General features: G+C 68.3%; 22 protein-coding genes and 1 pseudogene. 7 read left to right on the top strand and 16 right to left on the bottom strand.

Annotation, left to right across the window (positions count from 1 at the left end; genetic code table 11):
• Positions 1-6 precede the first annotated feature (6 nt).
• Positions 7-846, bottom strand: coding sequence for an MFS transporter (locus ACFKCF_RS59550; protein WP_394506121.1), 840 nt, complete (start codon positions 844-846; stop codon positions 7-9).
• A 166-nt stretch (positions 847-1,012) separates the two neighbouring features.
• On the opposite strand from ACFKCF_RS59550, the gene ACFKCF_RS59555 reads away from it, so the two are divergent.
• Positions 1,013-1,927: a LysR family transcriptional regulator gene (locus ACFKCF_RS59555; RefSeq protein WP_394506123.1), complete on the top strand. Its 915-nt coding sequence runs from the start codon at positions 1,013-1,015 to the stop codon at positions 1,925-1,927.
• Between the two features lie 17 nt (positions 1,928-1,944).
• Here the strand turns inward: ACFKCF_RS59555 and ACFKCF_RS59560 are convergent.
• The 5 genes and pseudogenes from ACFKCF_RS59560 to ACFKCF_RS59580 form a co-directional block, all read right to left on the bottom strand.
• Positions 1,945-3,221, bottom strand: a pseudogene (locus ACFKCF_RS59560) (transposase).
• 203 nt (positions 3,222-3,424) lie between these two features.
• Positions 3,425-4,153, bottom strand: a complete 729-nt coding sequence (locus ACFKCF_RS59565) for an alpha/beta hydrolase (RefSeq protein WP_394506125.1) — start codon at positions 4,151-4,153, stop codon at positions 3,425-3,427.
• Positions 4,154-4,338: 185 nt separating this feature from the next.
• Entirely contained in the window at positions 4,339-4,491 is a 153-nt protein-coding gene (locus tag ACFKCF_RS59570; protein ID WP_394506127.1) for a hypothetical protein, read from the bottom strand.
• Between the two features lie 174 nt (positions 4,492-4,665).
• Positions 4,666-5,724 carry an ISL3 family transposase gene (locus ACFKCF_RS59575; protein WP_394506129.1) on the bottom strand — a complete coding sequence of 353 codons (1,059 nt, stop codon included), beginning with the start codon at positions 5,722-5,724 and terminating at the stop codon, positions 4,666-4,668.
• Between the two features lie 5 nt (positions 5,725-5,729).
• A complete protein-coding gene (locus ACFKCF_RS59580) occupies positions 5,730-6,206 on the bottom strand; it encodes a transposase family protein (RefSeq protein WP_394506164.1) in 477 nt (158 codons plus the stop codon).
• On the opposite strand from ACFKCF_RS59580, the gene ACFKCF_RS59585 reads away from it, so the two are divergent.
• From ACFKCF_RS59585 to ACFKCF_RS59595, 3 genes are all read left to right on the top strand, one after another.
• Positions 6,087-6,503 (top strand): hypothetical protein, encoded by a 417-nt coding sequence (locus ACFKCF_RS59585; RefSeq protein ID WP_394506168.1) that lies wholly within the window; start codon positions 6,087-6,089, stop codon positions 6,501-6,503. The genes ACFKCF_RS59580 and ACFKCF_RS59585 overlap by 120 nt on opposite strands.
• Positions 6,504-6,891: 388 nt before the next feature.
• Positions 6,892-7,986, top strand: coding sequence for a serine hydrolase domain-containing protein (locus tag ACFKCF_RS59590; protein WP_394506131.1), 1,095 nt, complete (start codon positions 6,892-6,894; stop codon positions 7,984-7,986).
• 55 nt (positions 7,987-8,041) lie between these two features.
• Complete coding sequence (locus ACFKCF_RS59595) at positions 8,042-8,575, top strand: pyridoxamine 5'-phosphate oxidase family protein (protein WP_394506133.1); 534 nt, start codon at positions 8,042-8,044, stop codon at positions 8,573-8,575.
• Between the two features lie 342 nt (positions 8,576-8,917).
• Here the strand turns inward: ACFKCF_RS59595 and ACFKCF_RS59600 are convergent, their stop codons facing one another.
• From ACFKCF_RS59600 to ACFKCF_RS59615, 4 genes are all read right to left on the bottom strand, one after another.
• Entirely contained in the window at positions 8,918-9,952 is a 1,035-nt protein-coding gene (locus tag ACFKCF_RS59600) for a serine hydrolase domain-containing protein (protein ID WP_394506135.1), read from the bottom strand.
• A 142-nt stretch (positions 9,953-10,094) separates the two neighbouring features.
• Positions 10,095-10,229: a hypothetical protein gene (locus ACFKCF_RS59605; protein WP_394506137.1), complete on the bottom strand. Its 135-nt coding sequence runs from the start codon at positions 10,227-10,229 to the stop codon at positions 10,095-10,097.
• Between the two features lie 350 nt (positions 10,230-10,579).
• A complete protein-coding gene (locus ACFKCF_RS59610; protein WP_394506139.1) occupies positions 10,580-11,902 on the bottom strand; it encodes a phosphotransferase family protein in 1,323 nt (440 codons plus the stop codon).
• A 762-nt stretch (positions 11,903-12,664) separates the two neighbouring features.
• On the bottom strand, positions 12,665-13,231 hold the full coding sequence (locus ACFKCF_RS59615) for a TetR/AcrR family transcriptional regulator (RefSeq protein ID WP_394506141.1): 567 nt from the start codon (positions 13,229-13,231) through the stop codon (positions 12,665-12,667).
• A 65-nt stretch (positions 13,232-13,296) separates the two neighbouring features.
• On the opposite strand from ACFKCF_RS59615, the gene ACFKCF_RS59620 reads away from it, so the two are divergent.
• Positions 13,297-13,851, top strand: coding sequence for an SDR family oxidoreductase (locus tag ACFKCF_RS59620; protein WP_394506166.1), 555 nt, complete (start codon positions 13,297-13,299; stop codon positions 13,849-13,851).
• Between the two features lie 199 nt (positions 13,852-14,050).
• Here ACFKCF_RS59620 and ACFKCF_RS59625 read toward each other — a convergent pair whose 3' ends face one another.
• Positions 14,051-14,719, bottom strand: a complete 669-nt coding sequence (locus tag ACFKCF_RS59625) for an SDR family NAD(P)-dependent oxidoreductase (RefSeq protein ID WP_394506143.1) — start codon at positions 14,717-14,719, stop codon at positions 14,051-14,053.
• A 242-nt stretch (positions 14,720-14,961) separates the two neighbouring features.
• On the opposite strand from ACFKCF_RS59625, the gene ACFKCF_RS59630 reads away from it, so the two are divergent.
• Both ACFKCF_RS59630 and ACFKCF_RS59635 read left to right on the top strand, forming a co-directional pair.
• On the top strand, positions 14,962-15,861 hold the full coding sequence (locus ACFKCF_RS59630) for a helix-turn-helix transcriptional regulator (protein ID WP_394506144.1): 900 nt from the start codon (positions 14,962-14,964) through the stop codon (positions 15,859-15,861).
• Positions 15,858-16,601 (top strand): SDR family NAD(P)-dependent oxidoreductase, encoded by a 744-nt coding sequence (locus ACFKCF_RS59635; RefSeq protein ID WP_394506146.1) that lies wholly within the window; start codon positions 15,858-15,860, stop codon positions 16,599-16,601. Before ACFKCF_RS59630 ends, ACFKCF_RS59635 begins: the two co-directional genes overlap by 4 nt.
• Positions 16,602-17,303: 702 nt before the next feature.
• Here ACFKCF_RS59635 and ACFKCF_RS59640 read toward each other — a convergent pair.
• The 5 genes from ACFKCF_RS59640 to ACFKCF_RS59660 all read right to left on the bottom strand — a co-directional run.
• Positions 17,304-18,140, bottom strand: coding sequence for a carbohydrate ABC transporter permease (locus tag ACFKCF_RS59640; protein WP_394506148.1), 837 nt, complete (start codon positions 18,138-18,140; stop codon positions 17,304-17,306).
• On the bottom strand, positions 18,137-18,994 hold the full coding sequence (locus tag ACFKCF_RS59645; protein WP_394506150.1) for a carbohydrate ABC transporter permease: 858 nt from the start codon (positions 18,992-18,994) through the stop codon (positions 18,137-18,139). The genes ACFKCF_RS59640 and ACFKCF_RS59645 overlap by 4 nt, the downstream gene beginning before the upstream one ends.
• Before the next feature lie 111 nt (positions 18,995-19,105).
• Entirely contained in the window at positions 19,106-20,431 is a 1,326-nt protein-coding gene (locus ACFKCF_RS59650) for an ABC transporter substrate-binding protein (RefSeq protein ID WP_394506152.1), read from the bottom strand.
• Between the two features lie 50 nt (positions 20,432-20,481).
• Complete coding sequence (locus ACFKCF_RS59655; protein WP_394506154.1) at positions 20,482-22,605, bottom strand: glycoside hydrolase family 36 protein; 2,124 nt, start codon at positions 22,603-22,605, stop codon at positions 20,482-20,484.
• A 166-nt stretch (positions 22,606-22,771) separates the two neighbouring features.
• The coding region (locus ACFKCF_RS59660; protein ID WP_394506156.1) for a substrate-binding domain-containing protein at positions 22,772-23,080 on the bottom strand (309 nt) is incomplete at its 5' end.

Consider the following 23,080-nt stretch of genomic DNA (forward strand, 5'->3'; position numbering starts at 1 on the left):
CAAGAATCACAGCGGGGTGACGTACCGCCGCCGCCCCTGTGGCGACAGGAACCGTCCGGCGGCCAGATCGCCGAACAGCATGCCCAGCGCCGCCGCGACGAACAGCGCGGCGGCGGCCCGCGGCGCATAGGGCACGAACAGCGCCTCACAACCCACCACCAGGCCGTTGGGCACCCACGCCGCCAGGTAGACGGCCCGGCGGGCCGGCGTGGACAGCAGGTGCCGGTTGACCCGCCAGGTGGCCGCGACGGACGGGCGGCCGGACGCCCGCGCCGGCCGGTCGCTGAGTCCCCACCGCAGCACCAGAGCCGCGACGAAGGCCAGCGCCGCGCTGATGGCCAGCGTCGCACGCGGCGACACCAGCGCCAGCATGATGCCGCCGAGCGCGAAGCCGGCGATCTGCATCGCGCCGACCGAGATGTTGAGCGCCGAGCGGCCGAGTACGTACCCGTTCGGTGGCACGATCTCGTTGAGCAGGCCGTACCGGACACCGCCGCCGATCGAGCCGACCAGGCCCAGAGCCAAGATCACCGCGAACATCGCCCACAGCGGCATGCCCGGCATGGCCAGCGCCAAGCCGGCCAGGCCGCCGGCCAGCGCGGTCAGTGTCAGCGCCGTACGCGGTCGCACCCGGTCGGCCACCGACAGCAGCGTGGTGGCGCCGAGCAATTCGGCGAACGACGGCCCGAACATGCTCAACGCGGCAAGCAACGGGGAGTCCGTGTGGGCGTACACCAGTGTGGCGAGCGCCAGCCCGTTCAGCGTGGTCGAGGCGACCTGCGCGCACGAGGCCGCGAACAGCGGGGTGAACTCGGGCGTTCGAAACAGTTCCTGGTACGTACGCATTGCTGTGGATTCCCTTACTCTCGTCCGCCGTCGGGCCTGCACGGCATTCGGCCGTTGTGGTTGACCCGGCCATTCAGCCCATCCCGGCTCACCGACGAGCCTGCACCCAAGAGGGCTTATGCGTCTAATGCCACCTTTAGCGAGAATCCATCGATAGGCTTAATGAATGCTCGACATCGTCCGGCTTCGCGTCCTTGCGGCGGTCGCCGCTCACGGCTCGGTCACCGAGGCGGCCAAGACGTTGCACTACTCCCAGCCCTCGATCAGCCACCATCTGGCCCGGCTGGAGGCGGCGACCGGAGCCAAGCTGATCCAGCGCGTCGGGCGCGGCATCCGGCTCACCCCCGAAGGCGAACTGCTCGCCCGCCGCGCGGCGGAGATCGTCGGCCGGGTCGACGCGGCCGGCGCCGAACTGGCCGCCCAGCTCGGGCTACAGACCGGCCGGGTCCGCCTCACGGCCTTCAGCTCGGCCCTGAGCGTCCTGGTCCCGCCCGCGGCCATGGCGCTGGCGCAGTCGTACCCGAACATCGAACTGCACCTGTCCGACGCCTTTCCCACGGTGGCCCTGCAGCGGCTGCGCGACGGCTCGGCCGACCTGGCGATCGTGCACCGCTATGACGACGACGTGCCGGATGACGGCGTCCGTTACTCCTATCTTCTCGACGATCCGATGTACCTGCTCAGCCGTCATCCTGACCAGACGCTGGCGGACCACCGGGAGTCAGCGTGGATCGCGGGCTGCGAGAACTGCCGTGGTGAGCTGCTCCAGTTCTGCGAAGCCGCCGGATTCAGCCCGCGCATCATCTACAGCAGCGAGGACATGATCGTCCAGCAGGCGTTCGTCGCCGCCGGGCTCGGGCTCGCCACCATGCCCGGCCTCGCACTGCGCTCACATCACGCGGACGGGGTCGTCGCCAGCGAGCTGACCGGGTTCCGGCGCCGCATCTACCTCGCCACGTTCGGCGAACCACCCGACCCGCCGGCCACGACCGCCTTCATCACCGCCCTGCGCACCACCACCAACGCCCTCGGCGGAGGGAGACGCCCTCCCGGACACGGGCAGTCGTGGGAGCCGGGGTGACGAGGCCGGAATCGCCATCAATCCTCGTCGTCGGCGTCGTTGGCGTCAGGATCAAGCAAAGCCCGCCGCCCGCCACCCAGCTGCGAACGTTGAAAGGAATAGCGGCCGTGCACATTGATGTGCCGCCTGATAAACGGACTGAGCCGGGCCACGTCGCCATCCAGCACCGGATAGCCCTGCGCCCGCAACTGACGCAAAGCGTCGTCAATGTAGACCGTGTTCCACAGCACCAGGCAATTCAAAACAATGCGCAGAGCTCCTAACTGGTCCTCCATCCCCTCGTAATACCGCTGGAACACCTGGCTTTTGCGGCCGTGGAAGACTTTCTGCGCCAGATCGTGGCGGCCTTCCTGAAGGTTGCGGATGCCTTTGATGCCGCGCCGCATGCCCTCGTCATCGATCAGCGCCAGCACATGCAAACTCTTAAATATGCGGCCGTAGGTGTTGATCGCCTCGCCCATCGCGGTCGGCCGGCCCTCGCGTTGCAGCATCCGTACCACGTCGTAGGGGTTGACGGCGCTGGTGTAGATGGAGCCGACCAGGCGCAGGAGGTCCGGCCACCACCGGGCCACCTTGCCCAGATCCAGCCGCCCGCGCGCCAGCACGTTCAGCGCCCCATAGTCGGCATCGGCCTGCACCCGCCACAACTTCTGGTCCGGCAGATCGGCCAGCGCCGGCCTATATTCTTTATCCAGCAGATGCGCGAGCCCGAACACCAGATCGCTGTACGATCCGGTATCCGCGGCAATCACGTCAGCCCGGCGTCCCTCGCCCGATCCGAAGATGACGTCCAGCGCGTGCAGGCAATCCCGTTCGGTACCGGACACGATTTTCGACGCGATACCGAACGCCTGGTCATTGATCATATTCAGCCATGTTATTCCGCGTTTCGGACCGAAATACTTTTTGTTCGGCCGGGCGTAAGCGGAGGGCACCGGGACGACGAACGCATGCCGTCGATGGCCGCGACCAGGCCGCCGCCCAGCACCTGGGCGAAACCGATCCCGGCCTGCTTGGCGATCAGGTGCGGGTTGGCCGCGCCGTAGTTGTCGGCGCGCAGGTAGGTGTGGTCGACGTAGCCAAGCCGGTGCCGCTCCAGCGCGGGCACGCCCTTGACCGCGATCGGCCCATAGGTGATGTTCAGCGCCTGGGCGGTCAGACACGCCGCCACCGAGATGTCCAGGGTGTCCAGGTGCGGGCCGGTGCCGGCGATCGAGGTGAAGGCCTCCATGAACTTCGGGCACCAGCCCAGCACCTCCACGACCGCCTCGGAGATGTCCACCCGCGGCATCATCGCCTCCACCCGCTTGCGCAGGTCGATCAGCGACGGCGGCTCCTCGATCGCCTTCACGCTGGCGACGTGGATCTTGCCGTCGTCGTCGATGGTGACGGAGGTGTTGGCGGCCAGCCCGGCCCGCACCACCCGGTAGGCGCGATCCAGCCGCTCGGCATGCTCGGCCAGCAGCGCGGCCGGGTCTTCGGGCAATCCCAGGTCGGTCAGCACGCTGTCCTTGACCGCCGCCCAGGCCGCGCCCTTGAGCAGTTGCGCTGGACGGCTGGGGTGATGCTGCGGTCCTGCGACAGGCGGACGTAGGTGTGCGGGACACGTCCCCACCCGTCGGCCGTGACCAGTGCCCCCGGCTCCAGCACCGCGTGGTTCTCGTCCGGGTCCATGGAGTCCAGCAACAGCCGGAACTGGTGGTCGGTGGAGTCGGCCATGAGGGCCGCCTTCAACTCGGCGAACAGTTCGGGGTCGGCGTGGGCACTGCGCCAGTTCAGCCGGGCCACACCGGGGTCGGGCACGCCGGGCACGGCGATCCGGGCCGCCGCAGCGTCGAGCAGGTTGTCGTCGACCACGTCCCACGCCTCGGTGAGCATGGCCGGGCTGCTCAGACACAGCGCGGACAGGTAGACCACGCGGTCGAGCAGGTCCGGTACGGCGTTGGCGACGGCACTGATGGTCAGCCCGCCGAGGCTGTTGCCGACCAGCACGACCGGGCCGTGTTCGGCGAGCCGGCGCAGGGCGTCGACAACGTGCCGCACGTTGTCCTGCAACGTGACGGCACGCAGCGCGGAGGCGGCGTCAGCCAGTGCCGCGGCGTCGTACGGCAGCCGGTAGTAGGCGGCGGGGACATCGGCTCGATCGCCGTGGCCGGGCAGGTCGACGGCGTACGAACGGTGCCCGAGCAGGGCCAGCTCGTTCTGCAGGGCCCCAGGCCCGGGCATTGCTGGAACCGCCGTGAACGAACACGAAAGTGGGGCGCGAAGTTGCGCGCATAAGAAGAATCCTCGTCATCCAAAGGCGAACGGTGAACGGGAACACATGGAGCTGATTGGACGAGGGCGCGGCCTTCGTGCGCACCCCCCACCCGGCGAAATCTTCAACGGATCCGCAGGTGATGCCCCCTGTGTCAGGCGTCGCGTACATCTCCGTTGGCCGTGCTCAACAGGACGACGGCGGGCACGGCCGCGATGACGGTCATGATCAGGGCAGCCGGAGCGAGCATGCCGGCGGCCAGGAGCGGTGTGACGATGGCGGCGTCAATCGGGGGCGTCGCCTGCATGAGCGTCCTGAGGATGGCGAAGCCCCTGCCACGCAGAGGTACCGGGATAGCGCGCCATGCGCAGCGATTGTGCCCAGATGGTCATGGGCGCGCTGAACATCCCGATGATGATTTTGCTGGTGAGTAGCGGATCTGGCTCAAAGTCCGTGAATGGGTGACGGTGCGTGATGATCGCTAGGGCGTGAGGAGTATTCGTTTGCGCAGAAGCGGGAAACTCGCGCGGCCGAACATCTGGCGTTTGAGCATTTTGATGCGGTTGACGTGGCCTTCCACCGGGCCGGAACTCCAGGGCAGGGTCAGGCCGGCGGTGACGGCGTCCAGGTCGCGCTCGAGGCCGCTTGCGAAGGCGTGAAGCGCGGGCAGGTCTTCGGCTTTCACCGCGGTGAGCCAGCCGGGAAGGTCTTGGCCTCGGCGTTGGGTGAGCATAATGGCGAAAGAGCGGACGTGCTTGAGGAGTGCGGCCAGTTCCGGGCAGCGGTCCAGGACGGTCTTGAGCTGGAGTTGGTGGATCTCTTCGAGCCGGTCGGGGCGGGTGGCGAGCCAGCCGGTGACCTTGCGGACCGAAGGTGTCGGCGGGGCGACAGGGCGGGGCGCGCGCAGGGGGCGCAGGTAGTCACTGAGCGCGCCGTAGCTGCCGCGGTAGCCGAGTGCGGTGATCTCTTTCAGCAGGCGGGTGGCATTGCGTTCGCCCTCTTGCCAGCGCTGGTGCAGGTAGGTCTTGAAGTCGTCGACGACGCTGGGCTTGTTGGTCCACTGACCCCACAACAGTTCCTCGGGCGTGGCGGCGTGGGCGTATCGGATCACTGTGCGGTCGGTCATGCCGAGTTGGCGGGCGATGGAGCGCAGGCTATGCCCGGCCGCCTTCAACTCATGGATTCTGGCGTGCTTGGCACGGGTGCGGTCAGCGAACCGCGTTGAACCTTTGCCGGTGGTGCTCGGCGCTGCCGATGGCTGCTCGGGCGGCTCGGGCTGCTCGCAAAAGTCGGCCTGAGGGTCTGGTAAGCAGGAGCGATGCCGGGCGACCGACCGTTCCACGGCTTGGATCAGGTTGTGCCACAGGTGCCACCGATCGGCACATTGCCTGGCCTGGGGCGCGCCCGTGAGAGCGCCCTCGGCATAGGCACTGGCCCGGTCCCGGCAGATCACTTCCACCTCGGGGTGGGCTCGAAGCCAGTCGGCGAGGGTGTCGGCCTGGCGGTCGAGCAGCAGGTCGATGGGCCGATGGGTGGTCATGTCGATCAGGATGGTGCCGTAGCTGTTGTCCGGCGCAGGGCGAAGTCGTCCACGCCCACCGCGGTGAGCCGGCCGATCTCGGGGTCGGGGAGGGCGTGGATCGGCCGGATCAGTGTGGAGCGGCCGACTGCCAGACCCAGCACGGACGCCAGCCGCGCTCCGGCGCGTCCGGCCAACGCCAGGGCGATGGCTTCCAGCATGGCTTCCAGCGCGGCACGCAGCAGCGGAGTACGGCGGGCATGCCGCGTGGTCAGCGTGGGGATCTGCTCGACAAAGGTGCGAACGTCACAGGCGGGGTTGTCGCAGAAGAACCGGCGGACCTCCAAGTCGGTCAGTATGGGCCGTCCTGAGGACGGCAGATCGTGAAGACGACGACGGTAACGGCTGTGCCGTCTGCCTGCCGGGGTGGCGCATTGGTGACATATCGCACGGTCAGCTCTGGTCCGAGCCGTGATCAGCAGGCCACGCTGATCCTGCTCGATGGCCTCGATATGCACCTGGCTGAGATGTGGGAACAGCAGAAGAACACGGCGAGCTTCCTCGCCTGCCAGGGCATGCTGCACAATGACCTCGCGGCCGCTCGTGATGATCAGTTCCGGGATGAACCAGATCATGACGACGCGGCCGTTCATCTGCGCGTCGAGTTACGAAATCGCGATCACCTGACGACCACCCGCACTGACAATGTGATCACAAGACGTGACAGCTTCACGGACTTTGAGCCAGATCCGCAGTTTGAACAGCACTTGAGGGGTGATCGGGCCGCGGAATGTCGGTGAGAAGTAGCAGCACCCAGAGGAACAGGCAATGCGTGCGGGGTTGACGGTGTCCGGCCCAACTCGACTTCAGTGGCTGAAGGTTGTCTCCGAGGTGGCCGCCGTCGGCTGGCTCTGTCCGGCACGATGAGTTTTCCCGCCGTCGATTGTCTTACCTTCGGAAGGTGCCCCACGCGAGAAGGATTCAGGATGCCTGTGACCGGGACCGCGCACGGTGTGCGACTCTCGCGGCACCGTCGAGTCCGTGAACGGCGGGGTCGGGTTCGTGGCCCGTCCGGCCGACAGCGCGGTTCCCTGGTCGACTGGTACAGCAACGGGCGGGCGGCACACCACTCTCCACCGGCCGGAGGGGCGATTGCTCCGTGCGGGCGAGGAAGTGACGAGGAAAGCGATGAGTGAGATACAGGAACAGATTCAGCGTCATATCGATGCGCTGGTCGATACTGGCGCGGAGACCGGTGTGCAGGTCGCTGTCTATCAGGACGGCACGCTGATCGTCGACGCGGTGGCCGGCACGGCCGACCCGGCCACCGGGCGGCCGCTCACCTCCGGCACGCCGATCTTCAGTTTCTCCACCGGCAAGAACGTCGCGGCCACGCTCGCGCACCTGCTCGTCGCGCGTGGTCTCCTCGACTACGACAGCCCGGTCACGGACCTGTGGCCCGAGTTCGGGGCGCACGGCAAGGCCGAGGCGACACTGCGGCACGTGCTGACCCACACGGTCGGTCTTCCTGCCATGCCGCGCGAGATCACCCCGGGCGAGCTTCCCGACTGGCCGAGGGTGTGCGCGGCGCTGGCCGACACCGAGCCGCGCTGGCGGCCAGGCACCGCCATGGGCTACCACTCCTACACCTTCGGCTTTCTCATCGGTGAGCTGGCGCGCCGCGCGACCGGGCGGCGCACGTGCGAGCTGCTGCGTGAGTGGATCACTGCGCCGCTCGACATCGAGGGACAGCTCTGCTTCGCCGCTCCGCGGCAGGCGCTGCCGGAGTTGGCGCGCCTGGAGCAGCAGGCGTGGCAATGGCCTGCCGGCCCGGACGACGATGATGATGCCATTCTCGCGCCGTGGGAGAGCCGGCCGAGTGCCTATTTCGGCAACAACGGCGAGATCCTTTGCGCCGACATACCGTCGGTGGCCAGCGTCACTGCGCATGGCCTTGCCGCGATGTTCGACGCCGTGCTGCAGGGCAAGCTCGTGGACTCTGCGCGGCTGGCGCGGCTGTCCACGCTCGCGTACGAGGGTGTGGATCAGGTTTTCGGCACTCCGGCGCGGATGGCGCTGGGCTTCCCGATCGGCAGGATGGGCGCCCCCGCCGAGGAGAACTCCGTGGCGTTCGGATGGCCGGGCGGGGGTGGCAGCTACGCCTACGCCGACCCCGCGCGAGGCGTCGCGTTCGCGCTGACGAAAACCCGGCTCGTCCCGAACTTCGACACCGCGCTGTCGGTCACCAGGATCCTGGCCGGCCATCTCGCCGGCACCCGCTGAGCGTTCCCAGCCGATGCGGCGGGGCGGAATTCGCGACGATCACAAGGAGAAGATGATGTCCACTCATACGGCCGGCGACTCGACCGCGCCGCAGACCAGCCTCGGTCCGTTCTCCTCGCCCGGCGCCAGCCCGACGCCGTGGGAGGCGACGGAGTGGGCACTGCGCCGGATCCAGAAATTCCAGCTGTGCACAGTGCGCCGGGACGGCCGCCCCCACGTGACACCGTTGCTGGCGATCTGGGCGCTCGGCGCGATGTGGTTCACCACCGGCGACAACGAGCAGAAGGCCAAGAACCTCAGCGCCAACCGGCACTGTGCGCTGACCACCGGAACCGACACCCTGACCGGCATGGACTACGTCATCGAGGGCACTGCGAGCCTGGTCACCGACCAGGCCACCAGGCAGGCCGTGGCGGCCGCGTTCGAACAGGCCTATGGCTGGCAGCTCACCCGCGAGGACGGAACCTGGTATCAACTGGGCGACGCCATTCGGACCGGGAATGTTCAGCTCTACCGCGTCCAGCCGGACAAGGGGTTCGCCTTCGCGACCGGTAGCGAGTCGTCCCAGACTCGCTACCGGTGGCGCTGAGAGCACAGCGCCTGACTGCTCATGCGCCGGCCAGCAGGGCGGTACTCTCATCCTGTAAGCCAACTGGGGGGTTCAGGGCCGGCCGAGGATCTGCTCATCGATTTCCACCCGGCATGTGTTGGGTCTCCGTGTCCGGCGCACTGAGCACGGCGGGGGCCGCGGCCGTGCGAACTCCAGGCCCTGTCCAGGGCTGTACGGAGACGGATCAGGTGGATCGCCTGGGCTCTGGGGCTGTGGTCCTGGTAGGCCATCGCCATGGCGCGTGGAGACCTCGAACCCTTGGTTCGGCTGCTCCTTTGGCCTCTCGAGCCCCGGAATCTTGTCGACGAGTGGGCGCCGGTGCTACGCGACGCCCGTCGGGCAGAGGACGGCTTGGCCGGCTTTGACCATCGCGGGAATGATGGCGTCGTCATCGGTGGTGCTGCGCGTGACGGACATCTCGAACTGCTGCCGGCCATCGGTCGAGTAGAGGATCAGCGTGGTGAAGCCGGGCGCCGAGCCGCCGAACATCTTCAGGTCTTCTTCGCACTGGTGTGTGTCCTGTCGCACGCTGGGTTGGGGGCCGCGGGTGAGGACCTCCTGCAGGGACGGCGGCAGCAGCCTGCCCTGGGTGAGGGCCCGCCAGAAGGTGCTGACGTCCTGTGCGGTCGAGACGACGCCGCCGGCGCCGGAGCCCAAAAAGCTGGCGTTGTAGCGGTGCACGTCGCGCGGGGTGCCGGTGGAGTCGGGGTAGTAGCCGTGCCCGTGCGGGCCCTCGATGCCCTCCGGCGGCTTGGTGATGTGGTACGTCCGGATCATGCCGAGCGGGCGGAACAGCCGCCGGTCCAGCTCGTTCGCCAGAGTGTGCCTGGTCACCCTCTCGATGATCATGCCGATGAGCGTGTAGTTGGTGTTGGAGTAGGTGAACTTCTCACCCGGCTCGCCGGTACGCGGCAGGCCACGCGTCATCTCCACGATGTCGATGGGTGGGTGGTCGGTGGTGAAGTCGAAGACGTCGAACGCCGGTTCGGTCGTACCGCTCTTGTAGAACCAGTCGGGGATGCCGGAGGTGTGCTGCACCAGTTGCTGGACGGTGATCTCGTCGGCTCGTTCCACCAGCCCGGCGGCGGCCACCTCGGGCAGCACATCGGCGAGTTTGTCGTCCAGTCGGATTTCGCCCTCCTTGACGAGTTGGAGGAGCACGGTGCCCACCATCACCTTGGTTTGCGAAGCGATGCGGAAGCGGGAGCCCGCCGGGATCGGGCCGCCTTTGCCGTTGAGCAGTCGCCGACCCGGCGGTGCCCTGGCCGGCGAGCTTGCCGTCCACGTACGCACCGCCGATCGCGCCCACCACGCCGGGCGTCTCGGCCAGCTTCTCCATGGCCTGCCGAACGTCACCGACCGCGGTGGCGCCGGCGGCCGTCGCGGGCGAGGCGGTGGCCAGCAGCAGGGCTGCCACCGTTGCGGTGGCAACGGACAAGTGCTTCAAGACAGCAACTCCTTCGAGGAACGGAAAGGGCCGGCCAGGTGCGCGGGCGGGTCACGTGATGATCTGTCGTGCCGTCTCGCCGATGGGCGCCGCGCAGGTGTCGTAGATGGCGAGGACCACCACCAACAACGCCCGCGACACGCCGCCGGCCGTCACCACACCTTCCGTGACCTGCTCGCCGGTCAACCCATCCACTGTCGATGGGACGTGTCCCCGCCTCGTCCGCGCCGTGTCATGGTCGTGTCACACCTCGCACCCGCCCTGCCATCAGCGCACCACGCACGAGACGATCACCCAGGAGCCACGCCTCCACCTCCTGCGCGACTTGATCAACCCCGACAGGACCTGCTTTTGGGTGTCGGCAAAACTCGTGTCACCAGGTACAGGCGTCCAGGTTTTACCTGGTCAGAGGACGGCCAGCATACGGCGTGACCGGGCCGCGGCCGGCTGGTTTCGGGCTCGAACATGGCGTGGGATAAGTCCGGCGCGATGCGGTCCCGGGCGTCGAGTGGGCCCCGAGCGCGACCGATGGGCCCCTACTTTCGCCAACCGTTGATGGTCAGGTCGGGGTCGGTGGCCGCGTGCAGCAGCCGCCGCCCCCAGCCGTAGGTCATCGGTAGCCAGTTGAAGTCGTGATCCGGTCCGACGATGTCGGCCAGCTCGATCAGCTTCATGATCTCCACCATCGCGGCGAGCGGCTTGGCCACGCGCCACGCGCTCCGCATCCGTTCCGGAGCGACGGTGTCGGCCCAGGCCGTGAAGCAGGCCTCGAGGTAGCTTGCGGCGTCCGGCTCAGACGCGTCGAGCAGCCATGAGGCCAGATCGAACAACGGGTTCGTGACAGTGGCGAAGCTCCAGTCGTGCAGCAGGATCTCGTCGTCGCGCACGACCACATTGCCCGGGTGGAAATCGCGGTGGACGATCGTCGCCGGGATGGCCGCCTCGTCCAGGTGCTCGGCGCACGCGACGAGGTACGGGGTCAGTTCCTGCAGCTGGTCGGCCTCCTCGTCGGTCAGCGCCCGGTGCAGGTTCTTCTGAAGTTTGGGCGCCCGCCAGATGTCGTCGCGGGCCAGGGTCGACCGCACGTCGTCGGCCAGCGATGCCGGCGTGAGCGGGGCGCACCCCGCGGCGATCAGCTCGTCCCCGCGGCCGATGGTCTCCTTCTGCACCATGACCAGCTGGGTCAGGCACGCGCGACGTTGCTCTGTGGAGACCGCCCAGCCGTCCACACCGCCGAAGTCCTCGGCGAGCCACCAGCGGTCATCGGGTGAGATCGCGGTGATGGTGGCGAACGGCGCGATGCGCAATGACGCAAGGTATCGAGTGATGTCCGGTTCGTGAGCCAGCCTCGGCAGGACTGCTTTCAGGTACAGGTCACCCCGGTCGGTCGGCGTGCGGAGCACAGCGGACATGCTCCAGTGTTTGATCTGGCGGCTGGGACCGAGGCGCACGCGACCGGCAGCCTTGATCTCCCCGTCGATGTAGGACTCGGCTCGCTCGAACCAGCCGGGCCTGAACCAGTCGGAGGCGAGCGGCCGGGATCGCGCCGCCCGGCGGTCGAGGACCAGGCTCTGCCCGCTCACCGCATCGTGACCGTGCCACGCGAACCCATCGGCGGAGAGCGGCTGCGCTCCGCCCGCCGCCAGTAGTACCACTGTCGTGAAGTCCAACGGCTCCAGGACCACCGTGGTCAGCCCGAGTTCGCGACGAACATGATCGGTCAGCTCGCTGCCCATCGGCGGCCATCTGCCGTCGAACCACATCCGCGGCAGCGCCGGAATGCCGCTGGCCATGTCGCACAGCACGGCACCGTCCCGGTCGACGACGACCAGCACGGCTTCCACGGAATCGGACGACATGATCAACCCTCCAAGGACCGACGGAGTTCACGGGACAGCACGCTGGCGTGGTTCACGACTACGGCACAAAGCTCAACCCATGAGCGGCATGATCACAGCTCGCCCGGCCAGCACGCAAAGGCGTTTCAGCTGGCGCCTCTGGTCATCCATGGACATCGCCTGGCCGGGGGTAGCTGAGGAAGTCCGCGCCCGCGAGCTTTGCATATCGCATGGCCGTGATCGGATGAACACCGAGAGCGCGCGAGTACGGAGGGTGGGGCCTCACGGACGAGTTGAAGCCAGGTTCCGCTTCGCGCGGCGAGTGGTGAGATTCCTTCTCTCTTCAGTCGGTCGACGATCATCCGTGGCGTTGTCGGCTGGCCGGGCGTGCCACCGGGAAACAGTCAGCAGGTACACGCGATTGCGTGAGCCCAGGTCAGCGAGCCGGATTGGTGGGACAGAATCAGCATTCTGCAGGTGAACCCCAGCGAGCTTCGAGAGCTGTCACCAGGGTCAACACGATCGCGTGTACCCGATGGCACGACTCTTGACGACACCCCGATCCGCCGGGATGGCCCGCCTGGGGACGTCGGGCCGCGCGATCGAGAAGAAGTACGGGGTCGGCCGGCGGACGACCGTCAAGGCCCTGGCCTCCGCATGGCCCGAGCCGCACCTGACCAAGCGCATAACGGACGAAAGAACTCCAACCTGGCGAGATGCCTACTGGGATATAGGGCGCAATCTACTCAAATCAAATGCCCTCTCAGGGCGTGGCGGCGCGGGTCAGGGTGCCGGCGACCAATGCGGACAGCATGTCCTGCAAGGTAGGGGCAAAGTCCATGCGCAGCGCCGCCAGGGAGGATCGGCGTCGTAGGCGTCGAGCATGGCCGCGGACGGGCGCGCATGGGTCCAGGCCGCGGCAGCGACCATGATGGCCTGAGCACACAAGATCCAGGCGCGGTCGCCCAGTTCGGGCAGGTAGTGCCGCATCAGGCGAGCCATGGCGTCGACGTTCCCGATGGCCGTCCTTTTCCAGTAGCCGGCCAGGTCGGCGGAAAGATTGCGCTCCAGAACGCCGGCTTGCGCGCTGAGGAGGTCGCACAGCACCTGGCGTTCCTCCAGTGATCGAGTGAGGACCGTGGCCAGCCGGTCACCGCGCTCCCCCATGGAGCCGCCTTCGCCGACCTCGGCAGCCAATCGGTCGGGCAGGTCCGCGATCCACTGCTTCCACGCGCGGTCCAGCAGTTCCAGCAGGATGGCCTCGCGCGATTCGAAGTAGCGCAGGACGTTGGACTTGGCCAGGCCGACGCGTCGGCTCAGCTCATTGAGGCTGACCTCGGCGACTGGCATCTCATTCAGCATCGCAGCCGTGGTGTCAAGGATCGCTCGTCTCCGGAGCTCACGCGCCGCAGAGCATCACCGCCCTGTTCGACTCCGTCCTGTCGGAGTACGGCCGCCTGGACTACGCGGTCAACAACGCCGGCCTGGCCCACGAGACGGCAGCGATCGCCGACGCCGACCCGGTCAAGTTCCAGCAGATGCTGTCGACGAACGTGATGGGCCTGTTCCTGTGCCTGCAGCGCGAGATCAAGGAAATGCTCGCCGGCGGCCGCGGGGGCGCCATCGTCAACCTCGCCTCCATCGCCGGCCTCAACGGCATCCCGTACAGCGGTCCATACGCGGCCACCAAGCACGCGGTCGTCGGGCTGACCAAGACCGCGGGCCTGGAATACTCCTCCCAAGGCGTGCGCGTGAACGCGGTCGCCCCCGGCGCGATCAAGACCGACGTCATCGCGCGAGCCATCACCCTCGGCCAGTACGACGAGCAGACCATCATCGCGATGCACCCGATGGGCCGCATGGGCCAGCCCAAGGAGATCGCCGAGGGCATCCACTGGCTCCTGTCCGACAAGGCGTCGTTCGTGGCCGGCACGATCCTGAACATCGACGGCGGCTTCCAGGCGAAGTGACCCACGTACACACGGCCCGCATACCTACACTCCACGCCATGCGGGCCAGCGCCGGGCCGGCCACGGGTCTGTACAGCCATCGACCCGTCTGCCGATCATGCCTCCAGAGTGCTCCCGTATCGGCAGGAGCGGGACGCGTAGAGACGAACGCGTTACCTGTCATCTTGCGGCCTCGAATCGGTCGTTCACGGGACGGAGGTCAGGCGGCGGGGGCGTCGAAGTCGGCCGACTTCGTCAGTGCCTCGTTCGCGCGGATCTCGGCGAGCATCGACTCCAGCTGCTCGATCGCCATGCTGTACGCCGGGGCGCCCAGCAGCAGGCGCTGGGGGTGGGTGTCGGCGGCGAGGGCGGTGATGATCGCCCGGGCGGCGGCGTGAGGGTCGCCGGGCTCCTTGCCGGTGTCCGCGCGGAACGCGGCACGCTGCGCGCCGGCCGTGTCGGCGTAGTCGGCGATCTCCCGCTCGGGCGGTGTCTCATGGGCGGAACGCCCGGCCCAATCGGTGCGGAAGGGGCCGGGCTCGACGAGCAGCGTGGTGATACCCAGCGGGGCGACCTCCTGTCGCAAGGCGTCGGTCAGGCCCTCGACGGCGAACTTGGTGGCGGCGTAGTAGCCGATGCCGGCGTTGTTGACCAGAACGTCGATGCCGCCGAACCGCTCCTGGGCCGTGGTGATGGCGGCGCGGACCTGTCCGGGGTCGGTGACGGCCAGCGGCAGGGCCAGAGCCCGGTCGGGTGCGGCCTCGGCAAGGTCCTTGATCTGCTCGACGTTGCGGGCGGTGATCACTGCCTGGTCTCCGTGGGCCAGTACGGCCTGAGCGAGGCAGCGCCCGAAGCCGGTGGAGCAGCCAGTGATGAGCCAGGCCTTCACGATGCGAAGTTCCTTTCGTACGGCGGCGCGCGAGGCGTCGCCAGGTCGGTCGGTTCGGGTGCGGTCCGGGTACCGCGGGGCGATCGGGTGCCGCTCTTCCACGACATCACCGGCCAGGGGCGCGGCAGGGGCCGGTAGCGGGGGCGGATTGTCCTGGTCAACGGCTTCCTAGGACGCGGCGACCCAGGCTCGTGGCGTTCCGCGGCACGGTCGGCGGGGAGCATGGAGGTATGGCATGAAATGTGGACCTGAGTGAGTTTCTGCGCCGCAGTCGTGCCCGGATCAGCCCGGAGTCGGCGGGCCTGCCCGAGCGCGGCGCCTACCGGCGGGTGCCGGGCCTGCGGCGCGAGGAGGTCGCTCAGCTGGCCGGGGTGAGCACCGACCACTACACGCGGCTGGAGCAGGGGCGGCAGATCAGCCCCACGCCCGGGGTGCTGGAGGCGATCGCGGGCGCGCTGGGCATGGACGACGCCGAGCGGGCTCACCTGTTCGACCTCGTGCGCCCCCAGCCCGCCGCCCGCCGGAGCCCGCCGCGGGTGCAGAAGGACCGCTCCGGGCTGCATCGGTTCCTGGACTCCTTCACCGACCAGGCCGCCTTCGTCCTGGGGCGGCGCGGCGACGTCCTGGCGGCCAATCGGCTGGCCAAGGCGCTGCTGGCCGACTTCGACGCCATGCCCTACCGGGAGCGGAACCTCACACGGTGGATCATCCTGGATCCGGCCGCCCGCGACCTGTATGTCGACTGGGAGAAGATCTCCTCGGAGATGACCGCGATCCTCCGCCTGGACGCCGGCCGCCACCCCGACGACACCCGCACCGCCGAGCTGGTGGGTGAGCTGTCGATGAAGAGCGAGCACTTCCGCCGTTGGTGGGCCGACCACAAGGTCTTGGACCGCAGCTTCGGCACCAAACGGTTCCGCCACCCCGTCGTCGGGCCGCTGAGCATCGACTACCAGGCATTCACCATGCCCGGCATCGACGACCAGACCTTCTTCGTCTACCTGCCGACCGACGACCAGTCCTCTCAGGACGCCTGGCGCCTTCTGGCCAGCTGGGCCGCAGATCCCCTTCCCCGGCCCGCAGCCGATCAGGCCGCTGCCGACCCGGTCGATCCCGCACACGCCCCCAGGAGCACCTCATGAGCACCGACCAGCGCGATTCCGGCCGCCCTCTCGCCCTGGTGACCGGCGCGTCCGCAGGTATCGGCTACCAGCTGGCCCTGCTGTTCGCCCGCAACGGCTACGACCTGGTCGCAACCGGCCGCAGCGACAGCATCGACCGGGCCGCCGCCGACTTCGAACAGCACGGTGCCCACGTCGTTCCCGTCCGGGCCGACCTGTCCGAACGCGACGGCGTCCAAGTGGTGTGGCAGGCCGTCCAAGACACCGGCCGACCGCTGGAAGCAGCTGTGCTCAACGCCGGGCGCAGCATCGGCGGCGCGTTCCTCGACACCGATCTGGACGACGAACTCGACCTGCTCGCCCTCAACATCACCTCCGTCGTCGCGCTCGCCAAACCGGTCGCACGGCACATGGCCGACCACGGCAACGGCAAAATTCTCATCACCTCGTCCCTGTCGGCGACGCTGCCCACCCCGTACGAGACCGTCTACGGACCCTCCCGCGCGTTCACGTACATGTTCGCCGAGGCACTGCGCCAAGAGATGAAGGACCGCGCGCCCGGCGTCACCGTCACCGCGCTGCTGCTGCCCGGCGCCACCGACAGCAACTCCACGCCCGCGCCAGCATGGGCAACACCGCCTTCGGCCCCGGCGCCAAGAAGAACAGCCGCATCCAGGTCGCCGCCCAGGGCTACCGCGCCCTCATGGCCGGCAGAGACCACGTCATCGGCGGAGACCTGCGTACGAAACTCACCGCCCTGACCAACCGCCTGCTTCCCGAACCGTTCAAAGCCGCCCGCCACGCCCGTTAGGCCCAGCCCCGCAACACCACGCCCCGGCAACGCGACACCGCCACGGCCTCTCGACGCGCTCCAGCCGCTCGGTGGAAAGCCCCGACCGCTTCGAGGAAATGGTGAGGGAATCGACCTCATGAGCCTCATCGCCAACGCCCTCCAACGCGCGTGCCGCCGTTGTGGTCGCATCGCGCCTGTTGGCGGTCATCACGCCGATGGCGGGATCCGACCGGATCGTCAGCTCGGATGGACGTAAGTCGGCGTGGCGCGTCCGGTAGAGCTCATGCGTCCGAGCTGAGGTGCGGCTCCACGGTTCCACGTCCTTGTCGGTCCCATACGTCTCGGGTAGTTGCGGGGAATGTGCGCCCGGGGACATGCTCCTTCACCTGAGCGTCGGTGACGGTACGCGGAACCCCGGGCGGGGCTCATCGGCCAGCCCCGTGCGGTCGTGCGGCGCCGGGCCCAGCCATCTGACATCAGCCGCCGCAGGAAGTGCTCGACCTCGCCGATGAACCCGCGCAGACGCAGGCCGCACGACGCCGCCGGCGAACGCGCTGAAGGGTGTGGGGTCGGGGCGCGGCCTGACCGTCACCGGCACCTTCCAGGCCAACGGCGCGCCGGGCATGGATCTGGGGCTGCAACGGGCGGCCCGACCAGCAGTGGACCACCGTCACTTGACGGCTCCTCCGGTGATGCCGGAAATGATCCGTCTTTGGGCGACGACGAAGACGACGACCAGCGGCAGGCTCATGAGCACGACGTAGGCGAAAACGAGGTTCCAGTTGTTCTGATACAGGTTGCTGCTCGCCACCGAGTACAGGTTCAGGGGAAGTGTCGAGTACGTCCCTCCGCCGAGCACGAAGAAGGCGTAGAAGACGTCGTTCCAGATGTAGAGGCAGATGAGGATCGTGGCGGTCGCGATGACCGGGCGCAGCAGCGGCAGGACGACCTTGACGAAGATGCCGAGCGGCCGTGCGCCGTCCATGCGGGCCGCTTCCTCGACCTCGACCGGTATGGTCCGCACGAAACCGGTGACGAAGAAGATCACCAGGGACATGTACATGCCCATGTAGACCAGCATCATGCCGATCGGCGTGCTGGCCAGGTGGAGTTGCCGGAGCAGCAGCACGATCGTGACGACGGCCGGAGGCAGGATGATCCCGCTGATCGCAGCCGAGTAGAGCACAGCCATGGCGCGTCCTGCCCGCCGGGCCAGCACCCATGAAGCCAGCGAGCCGAAGATCAGCACCCCGGCGACGGACGGCACCATGACCAGCAGGCTGCCGAACAGCGCCCACAGCATGCGGCCCTGCGTGAACGCCTGGGAGTAGTTGTCCCACAGGTGCCACACCCGTGGCAGAGACAGGTCGGGCAGGTTCGCCTCGCCTTGCGACTTGGCGGAGGTCACCAGGGCCAGCCACAGCGGGATTCCGATGACGACGGCGGTCAGGATGATGACGACGGCCGGGTGAACGAGGCGGGACCAGGCCCGGGCGGAGTTCCTCACAGGACGCGCTCCCTCTTGCGCAGGTAGCCGATGACGGGGAAGGCCAGCAGAGCGACCAGGAGAAGGAGGGCGAGGCTCATCGTGGTCGCCTGGGCGAACAGGCCGTTGCCGTAGACGCGGAAGATGTAGATGTCGAGCACCTCGGTCTGCTGTGCGGGCCCTCCCCCTGTGGTCGCCAGGATCGTGTCGAACCCGTTGAAGGAGCCCAGCAGCGCGGTCGCGACGTTGAAGGTCACCGCGGGGGCGATCAGCGGGAACCGGATGGATCGGAAGGTCCTCCACCTGCCGGCGCCGTCGATCCTGGCCGCCTCGAGCACGTCGGCCGGGATCGTCTTGAGACCGGCGAGGAAGATCACCATCGCCAGCCCCATCCACTTCCAGGAGTTCACGAAGGCCACCGTCACCACCGTCCACGTGGTGCTGCCGAGCCAGGGGATCGTCACCTGCTGGCCGATGAGAGCGCCGAGGAGCCCGTTGAGCGGGCCGTCGGGCTTGAGGAGCGCCTGGAAGGTGTACCCCACCGCCAGGGCGGACATCAGCACCGGGATGAAGAAGACGACCCTGGCGAACCGGTTGATCCGGGTGTCGCGCTCCAGGAGCAGGGCGAGCCCCAGCCCGAACCCCGTTTGCATGATCGCCACCAGGACCGCGTAGACGATGGTGATCCGCAGTGACGACAACAGGGAGCCGTTGGACAGCACCGCTTTGACGTTCGCCAGCCCCACGGGGCGGATGTCGTCATGGAAGGCCGACCAGTCCGTGAAGGCGTAGACGAAGTTGAAGACGGTCGGCAGGAAGAAGAACACGGCCAGCACGGCGAACGCCGGAGCGAGGAACGAGCTCGGGTACAACACCGCTCGCCGCAGCGAGCGACCGGAGGCGGCCGAAAGAGAAGGGATCCTGGCGATCCTGCATGCCTTTCAGTGTGGTGGGGGGCGGGAGAGGGTCCGCGCCCCCCATCGCCGTCAGAAGCCCTGGATCCCGAGTGCCTGGGCGAGCTGGGCGAACTGCGACTGTGTAGTGGAGGTCACCTGTTCGGGGGTCATGGTCCCGTTGACCATGTTCGCCAGGTTCACGTAGAAGTCCGGGTTCACCGCGGCGTTCTGCTGCATCGAGCCGGCCGCGTCGTCCAGCGCGGCCGTGGCCTGCTTCACGACCTCCGGCACCCCGGCGGGAGTCGGTACGGCAGGCTCGATCGACACGGTGCCAGCGGACTTCACGTAGTCGGGGTAGTAGGTCTCCAGCCAGAACCGCAGGAACTGCCGGGCGCCCGCCTCCCGCTTCGGATCTCCGGTCTTGAAGGCGACCAGGGCGTTGTCACCACCGGGCACCGACGTGGCGATGTCGCCGTCCTTGGAGATCGGGAACCAGCCGATCTCCCGGTCTATGGTCGCCGTGTCCGCCGTCGACTGCATCAGCGACGCGAACGAGGTGAGCTGCAGCACCATCGCCGCCTCGCCCTTGAGCAGGGCCGGGCCGGACTCGGTGTACTTGGAGGTCTTGTCGTCCTTGTTGAACAGCCCCTGCTTCACCATGTCCTGGAACTGCCGGACGGCGCCGAGGATCTCCGGATCGGTGAACTTCTCCTTGTTCTGGCTGACCCGCTCCCACAGGCCCTTCTTCGACGCCTCGGCCAGCAGGACCTGCGGCCACCACTGGGTGGGCCACTGGTCGCCGGCGGCGCCGAAGAACGGCGCCACCCCCTTCGCCTTGATCTTCTGGGCGTCGGCGAGCAACTCGCTGAAGTTCTTGGGCGGGCTCGTGATCCCCGCCTTCTGGAACACCGACTTGTTGTAGAAGATACCGAGAACGGAGGGGACGTTGACGAAGGCCGCGTAGTGATGCCCGTTCACCAGACCCAGCTTCTGGATGGCCGGCGTCTGCTTGGCCAGCCACGGCGCGCCGTCCAGGCTCTGCAGGTCGGTGGACGGCTTGAGCAGCGCGAGCATGCTGCCGGTCGGCTGCCAGGTGGCGAGGTCCGGTTTGGCGCCCGTGGCCAGCTTGGTCGGCGCGTTGGTCTCGTAGACGTCGGGAATGACGACCTTGGTGATCTTCGCTCCGGTCTTGGCCTCGAACGACTTGATGACGTTGTCGGCCATCGCGGCGGTCTGCGTCGACATCCACAGGGTGAGGGTCACCCCCTGCAGGCCGGCGCCCGGGTCGGGCCAGGTCGTGGAGGCCGGGCCGGCTGTGTCTGAGGACGTCCCGGGGTTGCCCGCCGAGCAGCCGGCCAGCAGCAGAGCCCCGCATGTGGCGGCGGCTGCCGCGCGGGAAAGGCCTCGCGTCTTCATGGATTCTCCTGGTGTGTGGTGGGAGGTGAGGGCTGCCACGCTGGAAGGGATCAGTTCTCCGGCCGCAGGCGGATCAGGCGTGCGGACGGTCCGGGTACGGCAGGACGGACCGTGAGCCGCGCGGTGGAGGCGTCCCACCGGTGCTGCCAGCCGGGTAGCTTCGCCGGATACTCGGTCTCCACCCGCAGGCGGCGGCCGCGCAGGCCGGGCAGGTCCATCTGGATGTCGTGCGGCCCGCCGTCGCGTTGCCATACGGCCAGGCGCACCGTGTCACCGGTGCGCAGGCCCAGCGCGACGACGTCGTCGGACCAGGCGGGCAGACCCAGCGGCCAGAACGGCTCGGCCGCGGCGACCTCCGTCCTGATCCGCTTGTGCACAGCCACCCCGTCCGCGACGAGCTCCCGCTCGGCCCGGCTCATCTTGTCGAGATGCCCCGACAGGTAGAGCCGCCCGGCCAGACCGTTGATCATGGTGAAGGCCACAGCCTCCGCGGGCATCCCCGGCTGCGGGTAGGCCCAGTTGCCTGCCTGCTCGGGGAGCATCGTGGCGGGCGCGGACGCCGCGATGGCGGCGTAGAGCCGCCAGTCCTGCTGGTCGGAGGTGGACTGGAGCTGCAGGCGGGAGAGCATCGCGTAGTCGACCCGCATGGCTCCCGAGGCGCAGTTCTCGAAGATCACCTCAGGGTGGCGGCCGAGCAGGTCGTCCAGCCACTCCAGGTGGGCCCGGTTGTGCTCGAGCAGTCCCTCTCCCGGCTGGAGCGCGCCCCGGTCGGTGCCCGGCCCCGGGGTGACGTTGTAGTCGAGCTTGAAGAATCCGGTGCCGTAGTCGTGCACGAGGCGATCGACCACGTCGTCGAGATGCTTCCTGGCGGAGGGGTGGCGCAGGTCGAGGAAGTAACGGCCGTGCTCCACGACCCGCTCGCCGTTGCGGCTCAGGAACGCCTCGTCAGGCAGCGTCGCGGCGACAGGGCTGCGCACCCCGACGACCTCCGGCTCCAGCCACAGGCCGGGGCGCATGCCGCTGGACCTGATGTGGTCGAAGACCCGGGCGAGCCCGCCGTCCGGGAAGCGGCCGGTCGAGGGGCGCCACTCGCCGACGCTGTCCCACCACTTCCCGCCGTCGTCGTACCAGCCCGCGTCGACGCAGAAGTACTCGGCGCCGGTCTCCGCGGCGGCGTCGATGAGAGGCAGCAGGCGCTCGGTGGTCGGGTCGCCCATGAGGGTGTTCATGTAGTCGTTGAAGATGACCGGCAGCGCGTCGCCTGTGGGATGCGCGCGGCGGATCGCCCTCCGCTGCCGGGTGAGTGCGGCCAGAGCTCCCTGGTAACCCTCGTCGGACACGGCGACGGACACGGGAACAGCGACGAAGCTCTCCCCGGAAAGCAGCCGGGTGCTCCATTGGTGGTCGAGGTCGGTGGGGCCGCTCAGCACGAAGGAGACGGCGTTCGCCCCGTCGCGGCGGCGGTCCACCTCCCAGCGCCAGGCGCCGTTGTGCTCGATCTGCCAGCCCCAGGCCCGGCCGGTGCGGGCACTCGCCAGGACGCCTGTCGGCAGGTACTCCCCCGAGGACCAGGTGCTCTTGCTCACCGTGACGAGCGCGCCCCGGCCGTCGTGCCGGTGCAGTTCGCTGTTGATGTCCGCCAGCCCGTCCGGCCCCGACAGCGGGATGGCCGCCCACCTGCCCTCGGCGCACCAGTCGGCGCGCGCCCGCCACAGGACCAGGTCGCCGTCGTCCGCCGTCCCGGCCGGAGCGCCGGAGGCGAAGGACGACACCATCTGCAGAACCCGGGGCGCCGGCCCGGTGTTCGTGACCTCGGTCCAGGTCTGCAGGGCCGGGACGTCCGTCCTGGCGCGAAAGACACTGGTCGCCTCCAGACCGGTCACCTCGTCACGCTGCCTCACCCGCAGCTCGCGCCAGTCGCCGTCCGCCTGCTCGACGGCGTCCACGAACCGGAGCCGCGATCCGGCGGCGGTGTCAGTGAACCGGGTGTTGGACAGTCCCCGGCCCTCCCCCAGAACCATCAGCTCGACCAGCGGCTGCACCCGGAACGGGGCCACGCCGCTCGGTGCGGGCGACGCGGTCCCGAGCCTCGCGATGCGGGCCGGAGCGTCTTCGGGCCGCTCGAGTACCAGGTCGAGTGAGCCGGGACGCCACTGGAGGGTTCTGCTCGTCATCACGTTCCTTAAGCCGGACATACGGTGCGGTTCAGCCATGAAAGCGTTTATCAAGCGATGTGGCAAGGGGACCACGGGAAATGGTCTGATAACGCTTTCAACACACAGATGTCATGAAGGAACGCTTGGACCACGCATGCGTGGTCCAAGCGTTCCTAGGCCGGGGTCAGCGGGCGGGTGGAGCGGTGCTCTTGCGCACGACCAGGCGCGGGGTGGACCGCGGCGTCGCGACCGGCACCCCTGCCAGCCTGCCGAGCAGGAAGTCGACCGCCATGCGCCCCAGTTCGGCGAAGTCCTGGCTCATCGTGGTCAGCGAAGGAGTCCAGATCTCGGCCAGCGGGTGGTCATCGAAGCCGACGACGCTGACGTCCTCGGGGACCCGCGAGCCCTCGTCCTGCAAGGCCTTGATCACGCCGAAGGCGACCTCGTCGTTGCCGCACAGCACCGCGGTCATGTCGCCGCGCCTGGTCAGGCG

The organism is Nonomuraea sp. JJY05 (assembly GCF_043496855.1).
GTDB lineage: Bacteria > Actinomycetota > Actinomycetes > Streptosporangiales > Streptosporangiaceae > Nonomuraea.

Excerpts from the sequence above, each read along its gene's own strand:
- ACFKCF_RS59615 (WP_394506141.1), bottom strand. The coding sequence starts at position 13,231 with ATGCCAGTCGCCGAGGTCAGCCTCAATGAGCTGAGCCGACGCGTCGGC.
- ACFKCF_RS59570 (WP_394506127.1), bottom strand. The coding sequence starts at position 4,491 with ATGCAGGCGACGCCCCCGATTGACGCCGCCATCGTCACACCGCTCCTG.
- ACFKCF_RS59650 (WP_394506152.1), bottom strand. The coding sequence starts at position 20,431 with ATGAAGACGCGAGGCCTTTCCCGCGCGGCAGCCGCCGCCACATGCGGG.
- ACFKCF_RS59655 (WP_394506154.1), bottom strand. The coding sequence starts at position 22,605 with ATGACGAGCAGAACCCTCCAGTGGCGTCCCGGCTCACTCGACCTGGTA.
- ACFKCF_RS59610 (WP_394506139.1), bottom strand. The coding sequence starts at position 11,902 with ATGTCGTCCGATTCCGTGGAAGCCGTGCTGGTCGTCGTCGACCGGGAC.
- ACFKCF_RS59595 (WP_394506133.1), top strand. The coding sequence starts at position 8,042 with ATGTCCACTCATACGGCCGGCGACTCGACCGCGCCGCAGACCAGCCTC.
- ACFKCF_RS59575 (WP_394506129.1), bottom strand. The coding sequence starts at position 5,724 with ATGACCACCCATCGGCCCATCGACCTGCTGCTCGACCGCCAGGCCGAC.
- ACFKCF_RS59565 (WP_394506125.1), bottom strand. The coding sequence starts at position 4,153 with ATGCCCGGGCCTGGGGCCCTGCAGAACGAGCTGGCCCTGCTCGGGCAC.
- ACFKCF_RS59555 (WP_394506123.1), top strand. The coding sequence starts at position 1,013 with ATGCTCGACATCGTCCGGCTTCGCGTCCTTGCGGCGGTCGCCGCTCAC.
- ACFKCF_RS59635 (WP_394506146.1), top strand. The coding sequence starts at position 15,858 with ATGAGCACCGACCAGCGCGATTCCGGCCGCCCTCTCGCCCTGGTGACC.
- ACFKCF_RS59590 (WP_394506131.1), top strand. The coding sequence starts at position 6,892 with ATGAGTGAGATACAGGAACAGATTCAGCGTCATATCGATGCGCTGGTC.
- ACFKCF_RS59550 (WP_394506121.1), bottom strand. The coding sequence starts at position 846 with ATGCGTACGTACCAGGAACTGTTTCGAACGCCCGAGTTCACCCCGCTG.